The 16,496-nt window shown below is 67.8% G+C and carries 18 protein-coding genes; 9 read left to right on the top strand and 9 right to left on the bottom strand.

Annotated features, from left to right (window positions below; translation table 11 throughout):
- Positions 1–20: 20 nt before the first annotated feature.
- The 3 genes from C5O27_RS18610 to C5O27_RS18600 form a co-directional block, all read right to left on the bottom strand.
- Positions 21–1,145, bottom strand: coding sequence for a lytic transglycosylase domain-containing protein (locus tag C5O27_RS18610; protein ID WP_127963361.1), 1,125 nt, complete (start codon positions 1,143–1,145; stop codon positions 21–23).
- Between the two features lie 450 nt (positions 1,146–1,595).
- Positions 1,596–2,120 (bottom strand): DUF1003 domain-containing protein, encoded by a 525-nt coding sequence (locus C5O27_RS18605; protein WP_006360473.1) that lies wholly within the window; start codon positions 2,118–2,120, stop codon positions 1,596–1,598.
- Positions 2,117–3,430 (bottom strand): magnesium transporter MgtE N-terminal domain-containing protein, encoded by a 1,314-nt coding sequence (locus tag C5O27_RS18600; RefSeq protein ID WP_006360474.1) that lies wholly within the window; start codon positions 3,428–3,430, stop codon positions 2,117–2,119. Before C5O27_RS18600 ends, C5O27_RS18605 begins: the two co-directional genes overlap by 4 nt.
- Positions 3,431–3,529: 99 nt before the next feature.
- Between C5O27_RS18600 and C5O27_RS18595 the strand changes: the two genes are divergently transcribed.
- From C5O27_RS18595 to C5O27_RS18575, 5 genes are all read left to right on the top strand, one after another.
- Entirely contained in the window at positions 3,530–4,018 is a 489-nt protein-coding gene (locus C5O27_RS18595) for a YflT domain-containing protein (protein ID WP_006360475.1), read from the top strand.
- Between the two features lie 320 nt (positions 4,019–4,338).
- A complete protein-coding gene (locus C5O27_RS18590) occupies positions 4,339–5,700 on the top strand; it encodes an extracellular solute-binding protein (protein ID WP_006360476.1) in 1,362 nt (453 codons plus the stop codon).
- Positions 5,697–6,917, top strand: a complete 1,221-nt coding sequence (locus tag C5O27_RS18585; RefSeq protein ID WP_127963360.1) for a carbohydrate ABC transporter permease — start codon at positions 5,697–5,699, stop codon at positions 6,915–6,917. The genes C5O27_RS18590 and C5O27_RS18585 overlap by 4 nt, the downstream gene beginning before the upstream one ends.
- A 4-nt stretch (positions 6,918–6,921) precedes the next feature.
- Positions 6,922–7,752, top strand: coding sequence for a carbohydrate ABC transporter permease (locus tag C5O27_RS18580; protein WP_006360478.1), 831 nt, complete (start codon positions 6,922–6,924; stop codon positions 7,750–7,752).
- Between the two features lie 3 nt (positions 7,753–7,755).
- Entirely contained in the window at positions 7,756–8,937 is a 1,182-nt protein-coding gene (locus C5O27_RS18575; RefSeq protein WP_006360479.1) for an ABC transporter ATP-binding protein, read from the top strand.
- 31 nt (positions 8,938–8,968) lie between these two features.
- Here C5O27_RS18575 and C5O27_RS18570 read toward each other — a convergent pair whose 3' ends face one another.
- Entirely contained in the window at positions 8,969–9,826 is an 858-nt protein-coding gene (locus tag C5O27_RS18570) for a chromosome partitioning protein ParB (RefSeq protein WP_127963359.1), read from the bottom strand.
- On the bottom strand, positions 9,816–10,520 hold the full coding sequence (locus C5O27_RS18565) for a metallophosphoesterase family protein (RefSeq protein WP_006360481.1): 705 nt from the start codon (positions 10,518–10,520) through the stop codon (positions 9,816–9,818). The genes C5O27_RS18570 and C5O27_RS18565 overlap by 11 nt, the downstream gene beginning before the upstream one ends.
- A 58-nt stretch (positions 10,521–10,578) precedes the next feature.
- Here C5O27_RS18565 and C5O27_RS18560 point away from each other — a divergent pair, with 58 nt between their 5' ends.
- From C5O27_RS18560 to C5O27_RS18550, 3 genes are read left to right on the top strand one after another with little or no spacing between them, the layout of a single operon-like run.
- A complete protein-coding gene (locus tag C5O27_RS18560) occupies positions 10,579–11,169 on the top strand; it encodes a suppressor of fused domain protein (RefSeq protein ID WP_127963358.1) in 591 nt (196 codons plus the stop codon).
- Between the two features lie 36 nt (positions 11,170–11,205).
- Positions 11,206–11,979, top strand: a complete 774-nt coding sequence (locus C5O27_RS18555; protein WP_006360483.1) for a HemK2/MTQ2 family protein methyltransferase — start codon at positions 11,206–11,208, stop codon at positions 11,977–11,979.
- Complete coding sequence (locus tag C5O27_RS18550; RefSeq protein WP_127963357.1) at positions 11,976–12,218, top strand: CDGSH iron-sulfur domain-containing protein; 243 nt, start codon at positions 11,976–11,978, stop codon at positions 12,216–12,218. Before C5O27_RS18555 ends, C5O27_RS18550 begins: the two co-directional genes overlap by 4 nt.
- A gap of 16 nt (positions 12,219–12,234) precedes the next feature.
- Here C5O27_RS18550 and C5O27_RS18545 read toward each other — a convergent pair whose 3' ends face one another.
- The 4 genes from C5O27_RS18545 to C5O27_RS18530 form a co-directional block, all read right to left on the bottom strand.
- Positions 12,235–13,275: an iron-containing redox enzyme family protein gene (locus tag C5O27_RS18545; RefSeq protein ID WP_208651386.1), complete on the bottom strand. Its 1,041-nt coding sequence runs from the start codon at positions 13,273–13,275 to the stop codon at positions 12,235–12,237.
- A 121-nt stretch (positions 13,276–13,396) separates the two neighbouring features.
- Positions 13,397–14,041: an HhH-GDP family DNA glycosylase gene (locus tag C5O27_RS18540; protein ID WP_127963356.1), complete on the bottom strand. Its 645-nt coding sequence runs from the start codon at positions 14,039–14,041 to the stop codon at positions 13,397–13,399.
- Positions 14,042–14,129: 88 nt separating this feature from the next.
- Positions 14,130–14,927 (bottom strand): SDR family NAD(P)-dependent oxidoreductase, encoded by a 798-nt coding sequence (locus tag C5O27_RS18535; protein ID WP_127963355.1) that lies wholly within the window; start codon positions 14,925–14,927, stop codon positions 14,130–14,132.
- Positions 14,924–15,838 carry an alpha/beta hydrolase gene (locus C5O27_RS18530; RefSeq protein ID WP_127963354.1) on the bottom strand — a complete coding sequence of 305 codons (915 nt, stop codon included), beginning with the start codon at positions 15,836–15,838 and terminating at the stop codon, positions 14,924–14,926. The genes C5O27_RS18535 and C5O27_RS18530 overlap by 4 nt, the downstream gene beginning before the upstream one ends.
- A gap of 93 nt (positions 15,839–15,931) precedes the next feature.
- Between C5O27_RS18530 and C5O27_RS18525 the strand changes: the two genes are divergently transcribed.
- Complete coding sequence (locus tag C5O27_RS18525) at positions 15,932–16,483, top strand: TetR/AcrR family transcriptional regulator (RefSeq protein ID WP_127963877.1); 552 nt, start codon at positions 15,932–15,934, stop codon at positions 16,481–16,483.
- The last annotated feature ends 13 nt before the right edge of the window (positions 16,484–16,496 follow it).

Raw genomic sequence — 16,496 nt, 5'->3', positions numbered from 1 at the left:
GTCGGCCGCGAGGTGACGGATCAGCGGACGGGCACCGGTGTCGTCGCGGGACCGGGCACCCCGGCGCGCGGCTGCGGCTGCGGCGTCTTCTTGGTGATCGGTGCCTGCTTCTTGGTCGGCGGCGGTGCCTGCCCGGGCAGGGTGATCGTCGGCAGACAGACGATGAAGCAGTTCTGCGGTGGCGGGGCCGGATTGCGCACCGAGGGCGACGACGAGGACGGTCCCGACGGCGGCGTGGACGAGGACGAGGAGGAACTCGACTTGCTCTTGCTCTTGGAGCTCGACGCCTTGCGCTTGGCCTCCGGGATCGGGTTGGTCGGCATCACGCCGGTGGCGTAGGCGCCCGCCCAGCCGAGCACGTTCGCCACGTACTCCATCGACCGGTTGTACCGCAGGACCGCGGCGACGCGGGTGCCCTCACCCATGATGTCGCTGACCCCGGCGCACAGGTAGCGCCCCGCCGAGTAGGTGGCGTCGAAGACGTTGTTGGGGTCGGCCTTGCCGTCGCCGTTGGCGTCGGAGCCCCACGACGCCCAGGTGCTGGGGATGAACTGCATCGGCCCCATGGCGCGGTCATGTGCGGAGTCGCCGTCGATGCGGCCACCGTCGGTGTCCTTGATGACGGCGTTGCCGGCCAGCGAACCGTCGAGGACGGGACCGGCGATCGTGTTGACCGTGGTGCCGTACTGGTCGACCGAGCCGTTGCTCGCGTGGTTCGACTCGATCCGGCCGATACCGGCGAGGAGGAACCAGGGCAGTTTGCACTGCGGACTCTCGGCGCCGACCCGGTTGGCCGCGAGTTTGTAGGCCTGCAGGACCACGCCGGGGATGCCGAGAGGACCGGAGGGAAGATCGTTCGCGAGCCGGAACTGAGGTGCGGGCAGTGCGGCGGCCGGCTTCTCCGACGGAGGTGCGAAACCGAGAAGGGTGACCGGTGAACCCGGCACGACGTCGGCGACGACGACCGGTGCCTCGGGTCGTTCCGGGGTTGCGGCGGCGAGCACGCCGTGTGCGCTCGACGACGCCGTACCCAAGACCATGGTGCCGACGAGGGCGCCACCGACGACGATGGTCGCGGCCCGGCGGGGGAAGTGCAGGGGACGCTGCGGCCCACGACGGCGCCGCACCAGGTTGAGCGGGCTCACCGACGGCCACCGTCGTGTGCTGTGCGCCCGTTTACGGAGCGGCCCGCCGCCGTCATTCGGCGGTCCACCGCCGGTCCCCGCGGATGACTCGCCATCCGATTCTTCGTTCCCGACTGCACGATCACATGTACTCCGTTGTCAAAACACCACACGTCTGCCCCCGAGGACGCAGTGATTGCCCGCTCCGAGCCACACGGCCTGGAGCCGAGAGCGAATACACCCGACCGGGTCGGTGCCGTGTGACCGACATCCGGTTCCGGCCGAACTGTGACCCACCATACATATTGGGTCTGATGACCCAATGGCGAACTCCGCATTTGCTCGACATCACTCACTTCGTCGCTGAGATGCGGAAAGTTACAGCGGCAAACTCATGTGAGAGAAGTTACTGGAGTGACGTAACGGTGCGATGTCGAGCGGTCTTTGGACGGGACCGGGTAGACGGTTCGCTCAGTGGAACCGGTCGTCGCCGTCCGCATCGTCCGAGCTGTCTGCCGCGCGTGCGGCGAGCCGTTCGGTCAGCTCGTCGAGGAGGTCGTCGAGTTCCTTGCGCAGATAGTCGCGCGTGACCGTGTCGCCGACGGCCAGGCGGACCGCGGCCAGCTCGCGCGCGAGGAACTCGGTGTCGGCCTTGGTCTGGGCCGACCGCATCCGATCTTCCTCCAGCGCGACGCGGTCGCGGTTCTCCTGCCGGTTCTGGGCGAGGAGGATCAGCGGGGCGGCGTAGGCCGCCTGCGTGGAGAACGCCAGATTGAGAAGGATGAACGGGTAGGGGTCCCACCGGATCGTCACCGCCACCAGGTTCAGCGCGATCCACACGATCACGATGACGGTCTGGATCAGCAGGTACCGCCCGGTGCCCAGGAACCGGGCGACACGTTCGCTGTACATCCCGACCACGTCGGAGTCGAGGTTGAACGAGATGGTGCGCCGCGTGCTCGGGATGTCGAGTTTGCGCCCGCCCTGTTCGCTCATCGGATCCTCACCTGCGCGTTGGTGCCGGCCGGCCGGTCGATGTCCTCGGGTTCGGTCTCACGCCAATCGCGCGGCAGGATCTCGTCGAGGAGGTCGTCGACGCTGACGGCGCCGAGCAGGTGGCCGGCCTCGTCGACCACCGGGCCGCAGACGAGGTTGTAGGTCGCGAAGTAGCGGGTCATCGTCTCCAGAGAGTCTTCGGGGTGTAACCGGGCGAGGTCGGTGTCCAGGATGCCGCCGACGAGGTGGGCGGGCGGTTCCCGCAGGAGTGCCTGCAGATGGACGCAGCCGAGGTACTTGCCGGTCGGTGTCGACGTCGGGGGGCGCACGACGAACACGATGCTCGCCGCGGCGGGGGTGAGGTCGGGGTTTCGGACGCGGGCGAGTGCCTCGGCGATCGTCGTCGACGCGGTGACGATGATCGGCTCGGAGGTCATCACACCACCGGCGGTGTCGGGGGAGTGCAACAGCAGGCGGCGGACCGGTTCGGATTCCTCCGGGTCCATCTCCTCGAGCAGGGCCTCGGCCTCGGTGTCGGGCAGCTCGCCGAGGAGGTCGGCGGCGTCGTCGGGGTCCATCTCCTCGAGGATCGTGACCGCCCGGTCGCGGCCGAGCGCGGTGAGCATCGCCTTCTGGTCGTCGGACGGCAGCTCCTGGAGGACGTCGGCGAGCCGTTCGTCGTCGAGCGCGGAGGCGATCTCGCCGCGCCGTTTGGGCGGCAGCTCGCGCAGGGCGTTGGCCACGTCGGCCGGACGCATCCCCTCGAACTGCATCAGCGCCTGGGCGACGCCCTGGCCCGGGAGGTCGAGAGAGGACTGTGTGATGCCCTGGACGCTGGACCATTCCACGACGTGGGTCTCGTGCCGCCGGCGCAGTCCGCGACGACCCGCGCGGACCGCCACACGCGACACGACCCAGTCCCGGGTACGCGTGCGTTCGATGCCGAGATCGACCACGGTCACATCGGCGTCGGCGAGTTCCGGGAGGTCGGGATCGGTCACGCGAACCCGCGTGTCCAGGATCTGGCCGATCGCCAGGGCCTCGCCGGGGCGCAGATGCAGCTTCCGGAGGCTCACCGTTCCGGTGTTGAGGGTCACCGCGCGCGGCTCGATGCCGGTCACGCGCAGCATCGGAACGAAAATCCTTCGGCGGGTGGTCAATTCGACGGCGAGGCCGAGCGCGCGCGGTTGCTGACCCGACAATCGGATCGAGATCACCACGTCACGGACCCGCCCGATGGACTCACCGTCGGGACCAAGGACGACCAACCCGACTAATCTGGCCACGAACACCTTGCTCACCGACGACATGGGAGTAAGGGTAGTGCCAACGGTTCGACGAACGTCGTCGGCGACGGTGGATCAGCCGCGACGCCCGTCGATTCACTTCCACAAGGGGAGGTCCCGAAAATGACGAATCCCATGCGCCCGAGCCGGGAGACGCCGGGCCTGCCGACCCCGCCCAAGGGCTGGCCGATCGGCTCCTACAGCACCTACGCCGAGGCTCAGCGTGCGGTGGACTACCTGTCCGACGAGAACTTCACGGTCCAGGACGTCACGATCGTGGGTGTCGACCTCATGCAGGTCGAGCGGGTCATCGGACGCCTCACGTGGGGCAAGGTGATCGGCGGCGGTCTGGTGTCCGGTGCCTGGCTCGGCTTCTTCTTCGGGTGCCTCGTCGCGCTGGTCTTCACCGGCTCGCCGCTTGCGCCGATCATCGCCGGCATCGTGGGCGGCATGGTCTTCGGTGTGATCTCGGCGACGATTCCGTACGCGGCGACCCGTGGACAGCGCGATTTCGCGTCGACGATGCAGCTGGTCGCCGGACGCTACGACGTCCTGTGCGATCCGAAAAGTGCAGAGAAAGCGCGCGACATGCTCGCCCGCCTCACGATGTGAGACTCGAGTCCTAGAGGGACACGGGGCGATCACGATCGGCGGGGGAGTGGCACGCCCATGCCGAATGTGTTGCATGTCACGAATCGCGCCGTATAGCGTTGCACCTCGGACGCTCACGGCGGAGCACCTCGGGTGTCCGCCGCGTACGACATCGAGGAGGCTGCGTGCGGAGCAGGGTCAGCACTGATGATGGAACGGGCCGCACTGGCCGATCGGGGGGTTCCCGGCGATCGGAGGGCGGCCCGCCCGGTTCTCGAACCACAAGTCGCGTAAGGCGGAAGGTCCTCGCGGCGGCCGTCGCCGCGGCGGCGGCGCTTCCCGTGTTGTCCGCGTGCGGCTCGGGATATGAAGCGGGCGTACTGAATTTCTATCCCCCCGCCGACGGCGCCGACACCTTCGCCGCGATCGGCGACAAGTGCTCGGCCGATTCCGGCGGCGCCTACAAGGTCGTCACGACCCCGCTGCCCAAGGGCGCCGACGATCAGCGTCTGCAGCTGGCCCGTCGCCTCGCGGGCAACGACTCCGGGCTCGACCTGATGGGCATGGACGTGGTGTGGACCGCGGAGTTCGCCGACGCGGGCTGGATGGTTCCGGTGCCCGACGCGATGGCCGCGGAGGTCTCGGCGCGCTCGCTCGGCGGCCCCCTCGACACCGCGGTGTGGAAGACGGATGAGGATGAGCGCGAACGCCTCTACGCGATCCCGTTCTCCACCAACACCCAGTTGCTCTGGTACCGCAAGGATGTCCTGGAGGACAAGGTCGACCGCCGCCGTCCCGCCTCGACGTGGGACGGGATGCTCGAGGATGCACTGGTCAGCGGCCGCAACGGCGGACCGACCTACATCATGGTGCAGGGCAGGCAATATGAGGGCCTGATGGTCTGGTTCAACTCGGTGCTCGTCAGCGCCGGGGGCCAGGTCGTCGACCCCGAGAACCCCGACCAGGTGACGCTCAACGACACCCCGGAACATCGCGCCGCCACGGTCCGCGCACTCCGGACGCTCAAGGCGGTGGCCACCGCACCGGGCGCCGACCCGTCGCTGACCAACTCCGACGAGGGGGCGGCCCGCCTGGGCATGGAGAGCGGCAAGGCCCTCTATGAGGTCAACTGGCCCTTCGTGTTCCCCGGTATGCGCGAGAACGCGGTCGCCGGCGCCGTGCCGTTCCTCGACCTGACGAAGTACGCGAACCTGTACGCCGACAGCGCGAATCCGCCGTCCGACCGGGACGTGATCCCGCTCAACCGTGAGATGCAGAAGGTCTTCGACTTCGCGCCGTACCCGGGCTTCGAGGGCTTGCCGACGAAGACGACCCTCGGTGGCATCAACATCGCCGTCGCCAGCACCTCCGAGCAGCAGGATCTGGCCTGGCAGGCCGCCGAGTGCATCACCAGCGAGGCCGCGCAGAAGAACTTCTCGCTCAACGCGGGTCCGCCGCCGGTGATCGAATCCATCTACGACGACGCCGATTTCCGCCTCGCCTACCCGATGGCGGAGGAGATCAAGCGGCAGCTGCAGCCCGAGCACGCCGCGGTCCGACCGAAGTCACCTGACTACCAAGCGATCTCGACGCTGCTGCAGGCAAAGCTGAGTCCGGTCGGGGCGTGGGATCCGGAGACACTGGTGGACGAACTCGCCGAGGCCGTCCAGAAGGCAATCGACGGGGAAGGGTTGGTTCCGTGACCGACGACAACACACCCGGGCGCAGGCCGAACGGGGACGACTCCGCGGACGAGTCCACGTTCCGCGCGGGCCGTCACGCGCTGCCCGACGATGCCCCGGCCCAGACCGGTCCGATACCGATCGTGGGTGACAACCCTCCGGTCCATTCCGACGAGCTGTGGAAGGCTCCTCCCGGAGGCCGCCACGAGGCATCTTCCGGTTCGAACCCGTCGGCGTCGACATACGCCAACCCGGTGGGGGAGAGTCCCGGATCCGTCGGCGTCGCACCGTCATCGGGCGCCGCCACCGCGGTCGCCGAACGACCCCGTGCCGAGGCCGCACCGAAGCCCCGCAAGCGCAGTGAGGGCAAGACCGCCGAGCGGCGACTCGCGTTCTGGCTCGTCGCGCCGGCCGCGCTGATGATGCTGCTGGTGACCGGCTACCCGATCATCTACGCCGTCTGGCTGTCGCTGAACAAGATGAGTCTGTCGGCGCCCGGCGAGCGTGAATTCGTGTGGTTCTCGAACTACGCGACGGTGCTGACCGACAACTACTGGTGGACCGCATTCGGAGTCACCGTGGGCATCACGGTCGTGTCGGTGCTCATCGAGCTCGTCCTGGGCATGGCCATCGCACTGGTCATGCACCGCACCATCTTCGGACGCGGCACGATCCGCACGGTGGTCCTGATCCCCTACGGCATCGTGACCGTGGCCGCGGCATTCTCCTGGTACTACGCGTGGACGCCGGGCACGGGTTACCTGGCGAACCTGCTGCCCGACGGCAGCGCGCCACTCACCGAGCAGTGGCCGTCGCTGGCGATCATCGTCCTCGCCGAGGTCTGGAAGACCACGCCGTTCATGGCGCTGCTGCTGCTGGCAGGTCTGGCCCTGGTGCCCGACGACCTGCTCAAGGCCGCACAGGTCGACGGCGCGGGTGCGTGGACGCGCCTGTGGCGCATCATCCTTCCGCTGATGAAGCCCGCCATCCTCGTCGCGCTGCTGTTCCGCACACTCGACGCGTTCCGCGTGTTCGACAACATCTACGTGCTCACCAGCGGGTCCAACAACACCTACTCGGTGTCGATGCTGGGCTACGACAATCTGTTCGGCGCATTCAATCTGGGCGTCGGATCGGCGATCTCGATCCTGATCTTCGTCTGCGTGGCGATCATCGCGTTCGTGTTCATCAAGGGGTTCGGCACCGCCGCACCGGGTTCCGACGACGAGGGGAGGTAATCCGGTGAATTCGAGCGGAAAAACCAAGGCGTGGTGGTCGATCGCCAACATCCTGGTGATCCTGTACGCACTCATCCCGCTGCTGTGGATCATCAGCCTGTCGTTCAAGCCGGCGTCGAGCGTGACCGACGGGAAGTTCATCCCGAGTGAGTTCACCCTCGACAACTACAAGTCCATCTTCGAGACCAGCGCCTTCACCTCGGCGCTGATCAACTCGATCGGCGTCGGACTGATCACCACCCTCATCGCGGTGATCCTGGGCACCATGGCCGCCTACGCCGTGGCACGCCTGGAGTTCCCCGGCAAGAAGGTCCTCATCGGGGCAGCGCTGCTGATCGCGATGTTCCCGCAGATCTCGCTGGTGACACCACTGTTCAACATCGAGCGTCGACTGGGACTCTTCGACACCTGGCCGGGCCTGATCCTGCCGTACATCACCTTCGCGCTGCCGCTGGCGATCTACACGCTGTCGGCCTTCTTCCGGGAGATCCCCTGGGAGCTGGAGAAGGCGGCCAAGATGGACGGCGCCACCCCCTGGCAGGCGTTCCGCAAGGTGATCGCGCCGCTGGCCGCGCCGGGCGTCGTGACCGCCGCGATCCTGGTGTTCATCTTCGCCTGGAACGATCTGCTCCTCGCCCTGTCGCTGACCTCGACCGAACGAGCGATCACCGCCCCGGTGGCCATCGCGAACTTCACCGGCAGCTCGCAGTTCGAGGAACCGACCGGTTCGATCTCGGCCGCCGCGGTCGTCATCACCATCCCCATCATCATCTTCGTGCTGTTCTTCCAACGTCGAATCGTGGCCGGTCTGACATCCGGCGCCGTGAAGGGATAACCCATGGCAGACATCGTTCTGGACAAGGTCACCAAGCAGTACCCGGACGGCTCCACCGCGGTCCACGGGGTCGACATCGAGATCGGCGACGGCGAGTTCGTCATCCTCGTCGGACCGTCGGGATGTGGAAAGTCGACGACGCTCAACATGATCGCGGGACTCGAGGACATCTCCTCCGGCGAGCTGCGGATCGGCGGGGAGCGCGTGAACGAACGCGCACCCAAGGACCGCGACATCGCGATGGTGTTCCAGAGCTACGCGCTCTACCCGCACATGTCGGTGCGCGACAACATCGCATTCCCGCTGACGCTTCAGAAGCTGCCGAAGGATCAGATCGCCGCCAAGGTCGACGAGGCCGCGCGCATCCTCGATCTCGGGCAGTACCTGGACCGCAAGCCGGCCAACCTGTCCGGCGGTCAGCGTCAGCGTGTGGCGATGGGCCGCGCGATCGTGCGCTCGCCCAAGGCATTCCTCATGGACGAGCCGCTGTCGAACCTCGACGCCAAGCTGCGCGTGCAGATGCGTACCGAGATCGCGCAGCTGCAGCAGCGACTGGGGACCACCACCGTCTACGTGACGCACGATCAGACCGAGGCGATGACCCTCGGCGACCGCGTCGTCGTGCTGCGTGGCGGGCATGTCCAGCAGATCGGCACGCCGCAGGAGCTGTACAACAACCCGACCAACGTGTTCGTCGCCGGGTTCATCGGTTCTCCCGCGATGAACTTCCTGTCCGGGCGCCTCGGCACGGACGGCATCGAGACCGCGATCGGCACGATCGCCCTCGACGATCACCGCGCCGTGGTCTCGCGGGCGGGTGACGTCGGAAGCAGCGGCGAGGTTCTCATCGGCATCCGCCCAGAGCACCTCGAGGATGCCTCCCTCGTCGACGACACCACTCGCCGGCAGGGTGCGACGTTCACCGCGAACATCGACGTCCTCGAGTCGATGGGCTCGGACATCTACGCCTATTTCAGCATCGGCAACGGGTCGAACCGGGCGTCGAGCGATGCGCTCGCCGAGCTGTCCGCCGATTCCGGTGCCGACCTCGGGGGCAGCCAGCTCATCGCCCGCCTGTCGCCGGATTCGAAGGTCACCCGCGGTTCGACCGCCGAGCTGTTCTACGACGCCTCGAAGGTGGCGGTCTTCGACCAGAGCTCGGGAGAGTCGCTGCGCCGCCGCTGATCTCCGTCTGCATCGCGTCGCTGCGCGACCACTACCGCCGTCTACGGTCGGAGTGGTCGCGCAGTTCGTCGAAGACCTTCTCGTCCCAGACGTGCCTGCGCACCAGGCGATAGCGTTCGCAGGCCACCCACATGTACAGCTCGGCGTCGCTGGTCAGGTCGTCGCGGATGCCGGCCCGGCGGGCCATTCGGACGACGGGCAGGAACTCCTCACCGAACCAGCGTCGGGCGACCTCGGTGCGACTCAGGAATTCGCCGAGCTCCTGGGAGAGCCGAAAACCCCACGCCTCCACGTTCTCCGCGAGTTCGGCGTAGTCGAATGCGCCGGTCAGCTTGATGGCCTCGGCCTGCGCGCCCTCGAGCGGAACCCGCGACAGGAACAGCCGGCGGTGGTCCTTGAGGATCAGGTCCGACGGTGCGTTGATGCCCTCCGGCGAGATGCGCGTGTGGATCTCGGTCACGTAGGCGTCGATCGTGGTCAGGTTGCGCGCGATGGCGATCGAGACGCGGTGGTGGCCGTCGATGACGAAGTGCATCGACCCGACCCGGTAGAGCTGTACCGGCGGCACCGACTCGCCGCGACGCTGGGCGGCGGCGATCCGCTGCCACCGCTCCCGCATGTGCGACGAGGTGGGACGGAAGTACCGGTCGAAATCCTTGGTGCGGTCGACGCTTCCGACGATCGAGGACACCTCGACGACCTGCAGGCCGATCACGGTCTTGCCCGTGGCGCCGAGCGCGGCGACCACCTCGTCGAAGGGCAGGATGGTGTTGACGTCCGCCGGCTGCCGCATGAACCACTGTGCGAGCCGGGCACGTTCGGCCTGGCGTCGTAGCCGGGCGAAGTCGTATTCGGCGTCGGCCTCGGGGAATCCGGTGTCACGCGCCATGTCTGCGCCTCACGATGTCCACCTTCCGGGTCGCCGGATCGATGTCGAACTGGCAGAACCCCACGACGTTCATCGACGTCGTCGTCTCGCCGATGGGTAGGTCGCGGGGGCGGCTGCCGTAGGGATGGACGTGCCCGTGCACGAGCAGCGTCGGGCGCAATGCGCGGACGAGCGGGTGATAGCAGTCGAAACCCTGATGCGGGGTGTCGTCGCCGTCGCCGACGCCGCGTGCGGGGCTGTGGGTGAGCAGGATGTCGGTGCCGCCCCGGTTCGCCAGGGCCGTTTTCGACAGGATGTTCCCGCAGCGCAGGCGTATCGATCGCAGACGCTGCTGGATGTCGGTGTACTGGTTGGTCCCGCCGTTGTAGCAGCGGCTGCCGCCGAGTCCGCTGATCCGCAGTCCGGCGACCGTCACCGTGCGCCCGTCGGCGTTGATGCCGCCGCACGGACCCGGGTCCTCGGTGGGGAGGCCCGCGCGGGTCCAGCCGGTGCGCCCGCGACGGTAGCCCCGCAGTTCACGGTCGTGGTTGCCGGGAACGTAGACGCACGGTGCGTCGCACAGTGACGACAGGATCTCGAGATAGTCGAACGGGAGGTCGCCGGCGCCGAGGATGAGGTCGGGGCGCCCCTCGATTCCGACGCCGTAGGTGAGAGAGTCCACCACCTCGTCGGCGACCGCCAGAACCCGGACCATTGCTCCAGGCTAGACGAGGGCTCAAATCGGTCGCAGTCTTCTCGGTAGCCTGTCGGACGTGACTGAAGCGGTGACCGACCTCGTCGGGAAACATCTCTGGGATCGGCTGGGCGCCGAACCACAGCGGGCGTCGGTGACGTTCCTCGGCGTCGAGCCCATCGATGTACTGCGATTCGTGCTCGGCGATGAAGCCCCCGATGAACTGGTCTATGTGACGTCCGGTTGCGCACGCCATCCGATGGCGGACCCGACCGATCTCCACGCCGATCCGGTGAAAGGGCCGCGGGCCGAACTCGTGGTCCGGATGCGCGCGGGCTCGCCGCTCCCGGGCCTGCACAAGCGCTTGGCGACGCTGGCGGCCGCGCCGGCGGTCGAGGGACTGATCCTCGACGCCGACGCCCTTGTCGATCTGGGCGAACCGCTGTGGGACGGTGCCACCTGCACCGCGGTGTTGTTGTCCGCCGATGAACTCGGGGAGGTCGAGCTGCCCGACCCGATGGACCCCGTCCGTCTGCTCCGGGCGGTGCCGATCACCGCGAACGAGGCGGCCTGGGTGCGGCTCAAGGGCGCCGACGCTCTTCGCGACGCGTGGCGGGAGGCCGGCATCGACGTGACCGAGCCGAATCGGGCCTCGGCCACGCCCGGCTGAGGTTTCACGATCGCTGCCCGCGGGAACGATGCACTGGTGACGCTGACATCCGCATCGCCCGCAACGCCGCGGGCCCCCCTCGCCACCCCCGGGGTCGCCGCCTCTTCGGTCGGCGAGGTCTATCTGCCACAGCAGGACACCGAACTACTCATCGACATGGTGCGTTCGCTGGGCGTGGACGGCAAGAGCGTCCTCGACCTGTGTACCGGTAGTGGTGCGATAGCGATCGCCGCCGCCCGCCGGGGCGCAGCCGAGGTCACCGCCGTCGACGCCTCCGCCGATGCGGTTGCCTACGCTCGCCGAGCGGCGGTGACGGCAGGGGTGTCCATCACCGTCGAACACGGTGATCTGACGCGCCACGTCGGTGAGTACGACGTCGTGACCTGCAATCCGCCCTACGTGCCGACGCCCCCGGTCGACGATCCCCGGTACCACCCGGCGGGACCGTCGCACGCGTGGGACGCGGGCCTCGACGGACGGGCCGTGCTGGATCTCCTGTGCGCGCACGTCCCGACGTTGTTGCGTCCCGGCGGAACGTTCCTGCTGGTGCACTCCGAGTTCGCCGACGAGGAGGCATCGCTGCGGGGTCTTCGGGCCGGCGGTCTGCACGCCGAGGTCGTCTCGGAACGCTTCATCCCGTTCGGCCCGGTCATGACCGCTCGCGCCGGGTGGCTCGAGGAACGCGGACTGCTCGAGCGCGGATGCCGCGTCGAACGACTGGTCGGGATCGCTGCCGTCGCCCCGGGCGAACTGAAGGTCGACGGGAGCCGGTCAGAGGGTCACACTGCTGGTGCGGAGCATTCGGCATGACCCCGGAGGACGTCACCGTGGCGCAGACCGAGAACGGCGCGGGCGCCGAACGCACCGCGGTACGGGTGGTACGCGGGGGACCGGTGCTCGTCGAAGGACCGGTCGACATCGAACTGCCCGACGGCTGTCACGTGCAGTCCGACCGGTTCATGGTGGCCATCTGCGCGTGCGGGCGCAGCAAGAACTACCCGCTGTGCGACACGAGCCACCGCAAGCGCCGCAGGCGCGCAGCGGACTGATTCTCTCGGAATTCCCCTAAACGCCGGGGAAGGCGCTCTCGCCGCGTTCCCACGCACTCATCACGTGCGTCTCGAGCGCGTCTTCCACGAACAAGAACGCGCGGATTCCGAAGATCACGTCGGCCTCGGCACTCGGGTCCTGCCGGACCAGGTCGCCGACGACGTCGGTGCGCAGGATCTGCTCGTGCACCGCGTCGGCCTCGACGTGTTCGCGGTAGAAGTGCCGGCACGCCTCGGGCGCGTGGAGCCGTTCGAGTCCGGCGAGGAGTCGCTGGGAACCGGGCGACGAGGTGATCTCGGTGGCCGCGAGATGACCCACCGCTGCACCGCGGTAGCGACGGTGGAGACCGAAGAGCGACATGAGGTTCACCGGCGTCAGGGCGGCGGCGGGGACGGTGTCGAGGTAGCCGAGGTAATCGGCGGACAGGTCCGACGCGCGGAGCAGGTCGGCGAAGAGCTCCTGGTGGACCGCGCGGCCGCGGCCGCCGCCGAACTCGTCGAACTCGACTGCGACGAACGAAGCCTTGGCCTGCCCGCGGAGTCGTGGGATGGCCCACGCGTGCGGGTCGGCCTCCTTGAGGTGATACAGCGATCGCAGGGCGAACATCTGCCGGTACTGCTCCCAGGTCCCGTTGTCACGGAGGAAGTACGACGCGCCGTCGCCGTCCAGATCCTCGATGCAGAGTTCGTCCATCTCCGACTGCACGGACTGGTTCTCGGCAGCCGCGGGTACGTCGCGGTGGAGGGCGTCGAGGAATCGTCGCTCGAGACCGGCACGCAGGGACAGCAACGCCGGCTGCCACTCCCACGCGACGTCCACCTCGGCGAAACCGACGTAATGCATCTCGTAGGCGATGTACAGGGCCAGCTGGAGGTCGTCCCCATACGGATCGGCGTCGTGCACCGCCGCGGGTACATCGGTGACCGATGCCGACTCGGGATCACTGCTCAGCAGATCGATCACGGCCTGGGACAGCGGACCACGTGCCGGAGGCAGCGTCGGGGTGCGAAAGACCCCGGGAGTGGTCGGATCGGCAGCGATCGCCTCAGCTGACACCAGGGTTCCTCCTCGTCGCGGTCCGCGGCCGGGGCACGGCGCGGATCCTCCCCGGAGTATCCGGAAGCGGAAGTGCTCAAACGTGGCGCGCCTGTGACCGTCACCCCAGGATAGGCCGCGTCTACGCGGATCGGACCTCGCCGAGCAGGTCCTTGTCGAGGGACGCCCGCACCAGCGCGGCGGCGAGTACCTCGGGCTTCCCGTCGGCGAGATCCGCGAGACGGCCGGGGTCGTCGGGCAGCCCCAGGTCCTTGGCGGCGGCGCGGGCCCGTTCGTCGAAATGCGGTGCGACCCAATCCCACACGGACTGCACCTCGCGCAGGAAGATGTCGGCGCCGACCGGACCGATGCCGGTGAACTCCTGCAACAGCTTCGCGGCGGCATCCGAGTCGGGCTCGGCCTTCGCGGCGAGTTCGCGGAGATCCCCGTGGTAGTCGTCGAGGACCTTCCGGCCGGCCTCCCCGAGTCGGGTGGCGGTGCTCTCGTCGTAGCGCTTGTAGTGTCCGCGGCCCAACGCGTCGACGAGGCTCTGCCACGACGCCCGAGCCATCTTCTCGGGCGTGTGATACCCGGCGGCGAACAGCTCGCGAGCTGCGGCGACGGCGATGTCGGCGGAGATCCGCGTGCTCAGCAGGAGCGACAGGACCAGGAGTTCGAACAGGGGCGACGGGGTGTCCTTCAGCGCGATCCCCGCGTCCTCGGCGTAGGTCCGTCCGGCGCGCGCCATCAGGGCCGCGACGGTGGCATCGGTGTCGGTAGTGCTCATGCCGAGATGACTACCCGGTGCGGTCACGGGACAATCACGCTCCCGGCGGGTCCGTTCACGTCCGGTCGCCGACAGTCGCGCACCGCGGTTACTTGAAGGGGTTGAGTGTGCGACCGAGGAAGTAGCCGATACGTCCGGGAATGGGGCGCATGGCTGCCGCGGACACCTTGTTGACGACACCGGGGATGCAGACGGGTTTTCCCGCGGAGACCGCAGCCCAACCTTCCCGGACGACGTCTTCGGGTTGCTGCCACAGGAATCCCGGCAGTCGGTCTGCGGCGTCGCGGGTGCCCATGACGTCATGGAATTCGCTGTGGGTGAAGCCCGGACACAGTGCTGTCACGTGGATTCCGAATGGCTTGAGCTCCATGTCGAGCGATTGCGACATGTTCAGCACGTAGCTCTTGATCCCGGTGTAGAGCAGGCCTTCTCCCGGAGGCGACACCGCCGCGAGGGACGACAGGTTCACGATGCGTCCCCAGCGCTGCGCCTTCATGGCGGGTACGACCCGATGGATGAGCTCGGTCACCGCGGTCACCATCAGCTGGAGTTCGGCGGCCACCGAGTCCCAGGGGGTGTCGGAGAACTTCGTCCCGGCGGACAGTCCCGCGTTGTTGACGAGGATGTCGATCGGCATGCCCAGTTCGGCTGCGCGATGGACGATCGCGGCGGGCGCGGCCGGGTCGCTGAGATCGGCCGCGATGATCTCGGCGCGTATCCCGTGTTGCCGATGGAGTTCGGATGCCAGCTCGGCGAGTCGGTCCGCGCGTCGCGCCACCAGGATCAGATCGTGGTCCTCGGCGGCGAGGTGTCGGGCGAAGGCGGTTCCGATTCCCGCGGAGGCGCCGGTTACCAGGGCGGTGCGTCGACGATCGTTCACGGTCATCGCGGGTCTCCTAAGTGGCGGTCGAGGAAGCCGATCTGGTGGTCGATGATGGTGTCGAAGTACGGATCGAGATACGGCTCGAAATGGGCGCAGTCGTAGGTGTGGACTTCACCTTTCGGAATCCGACGGGCGACGGCCTGCGCTTTGTCGATCGGTGTGACGTCGTCCCTCGTGGCGAGCTGGACCAGCACCGGGACATCGATGTCGGCTGCGTGACGGCCGGGGGAGTAGAAGGGCACCCGCAACGCGATTCGGGCGGCCACGTCGTTCTCCGCAAGCAGTTCCTCACGCATGTCTCCCATGCGTTCGACCTGCTCGTAGGCGCCAGGCGAGGTCATCATCGCGATGTCGCCGGGGCGCCCGACGGCAGCCATGCGGTACGGCGGCCGTCCCGTCCATGCCCGGACCTGATCGCGTACTCCGGCGAAGATCAGGCGGCTCACCAGTGCCGGCGACTGGGAGAACGCCGATGCGGGCCCGCTCACGTGCGGCACCTGGACGATCGCGGCGGCCAGATCGCGGTCGCGGGCGGCCAGTCTCAGGACGTGACCGCCGGCGAAGGACGTCCCCCACGCCACCACTCGGCCCGTGTCCACGCCGTCGAGACCGCGGACGTAGGCGATCGCGGCATCCCAGTCGGCGTGCTGCTTGGCGATGTCGAGAACGCGACGCGGTGAACCCTCGCTCGCACCCCAATGGCGGTAGTCGAAGACGAGCGCGGCGTAGCCGGCCTGGGCGAACCGCGCCGCGTACGCGTCGAGGCGCAGCTCCCGGAAGGCGGCGAAACCGTGTGCGAGGACGACGATCGGAGGGTTCTCGACGCCATCGGGTCCGTAGAGCCAGGCGGCGCACCGGGAGTCGCCCGAACGGAACGTGACATCGGACCGGACGTAACTGAACTGACGTGACATGGGTAAACCTTCGCCGAGTATCTTGAATGGTGTTCAACAAGATAACAGCGTCTTGAATGGCGTTCAAGAGGATCTGTGGAGGTGACTTTTCCCGTGGCGCGGAACAAGAGGCCGCAAGCCGCCGACGAGAAGCGCGACGAGATAGTCGCCGCCGCGCGGAAACTGTTCATCGAGGGCGGATACGAGGCGACGTCGATGAACAGGTTGGCCAAGGAGGCCGGCGTCGCGGCCAACACGATCTATTGGTACTTCGACGACAAGGACGATGTACTCGTTGCGGTTCTGTCGGCCGTGATGGCCGACGTCTGGCCCATGTATCAGGCGGTGTCGGATGAGCCGATCGCCGCTCGGGTGCTGTGGATCGTGCAGCGGTTGACCGAGATGCGTGGTCTGGTGACGACGGTGCATGCCCGCGTACCGCATTCACCGGCGGTGGCGGAGTGGCACAACAACTTTCACCTGCTCACCGGCAGTCTGTTCCGGGCCGAGTTGGAGGCGGCGGGTGTCTCACCGGAGACCGTCGACGCCGAGGTGATGATCGCCGTGTTCACCGTGGAGGGGTTGTTGATGCACGCGCGGGACGAGAGTGAGCAACGCTCCGTGTGCGAGACGCTGGCCTCTCGGTGGCCGTCGACCACCGGTTAGGCCACGGCACCGT

Origin of the sequence: Gordonia alkanivorans (assembly GCF_004011905.1) — a bacterium.
In the GTDB taxonomy this organism is placed as follows: Bacteria; Actinomycetota; Actinomycetes; order Mycobacteriales; family Mycobacteriaceae; genus Gordonia; species Gordonia alkanivorans.
This window is presented reverse-complemented; position numbering and strand designations above follow the sequence as displayed.

Excerpts from the sequence above, each read along its gene's own strand:
- C5O27_RS18605 (WP_006360473.1), bottom strand. The coding sequence starts at position 2,120 with ATGAGCGAACAGGGCGGGCGCAAACTCGACATCCCGAGCACGCGGCGC.
- C5O27_RS18600 (WP_006360474.1), bottom strand. The coding sequence starts at position 3,430 with ATGTCGTCGGTGAGCAAGGTGTTCGTGGCCAGATTAGTCGGGTTGGTC.
- C5O27_RS18595 (WP_006360475.1), top strand. The coding sequence starts at position 3,530 with ATGACGAATCCCATGCGCCCGAGCCGGGAGACGCCGGGCCTGCCGACC.
- C5O27_RS18575 (WP_006360479.1), top strand. The coding sequence starts at position 7,756 with ATGGCAGACATCGTTCTGGACAAGGTCACCAAGCAGTACCCGGACGGC.
- C5O27_RS18570 (WP_127963359.1), bottom strand. The coding sequence starts at position 9,826 with ATGGCGCGTGACACCGGATTCCCCGAGGCCGACGCCGAATACGACTTC.
- C5O27_RS18565 (WP_006360481.1), bottom strand. The coding sequence starts at position 10,520 with ATGGTCCGGGTTCTGGCGGTCGCCGACGAGGTGGTGGACTCTCTCACC.
- C5O27_RS18550 (WP_127963357.1), top strand. The coding sequence starts at position 11,976 with ATGACCCCGGAGGACGTCACCGTGGCGCAGACCGAGAACGGCGCGGGC.
- C5O27_RS18540 (WP_127963356.1), bottom strand. The coding sequence starts at position 14,041 with ATGAGCACTACCGACACCGATGCCACCGTCGCGGCCCTGATGGCGCGC.
- C5O27_RS18535 (WP_127963355.1), bottom strand. The coding sequence starts at position 14,927 with ATGACCGTGAACGATCGTCGACGCACCGCCCTGGTAACCGGCGCCTCC.
- C5O27_RS18530 (WP_127963354.1), bottom strand. The coding sequence starts at position 15,838 with ATGTCACGTCAGTTCAGTTACGTCCGGTCCGATGTCACGTTCCGTTCG.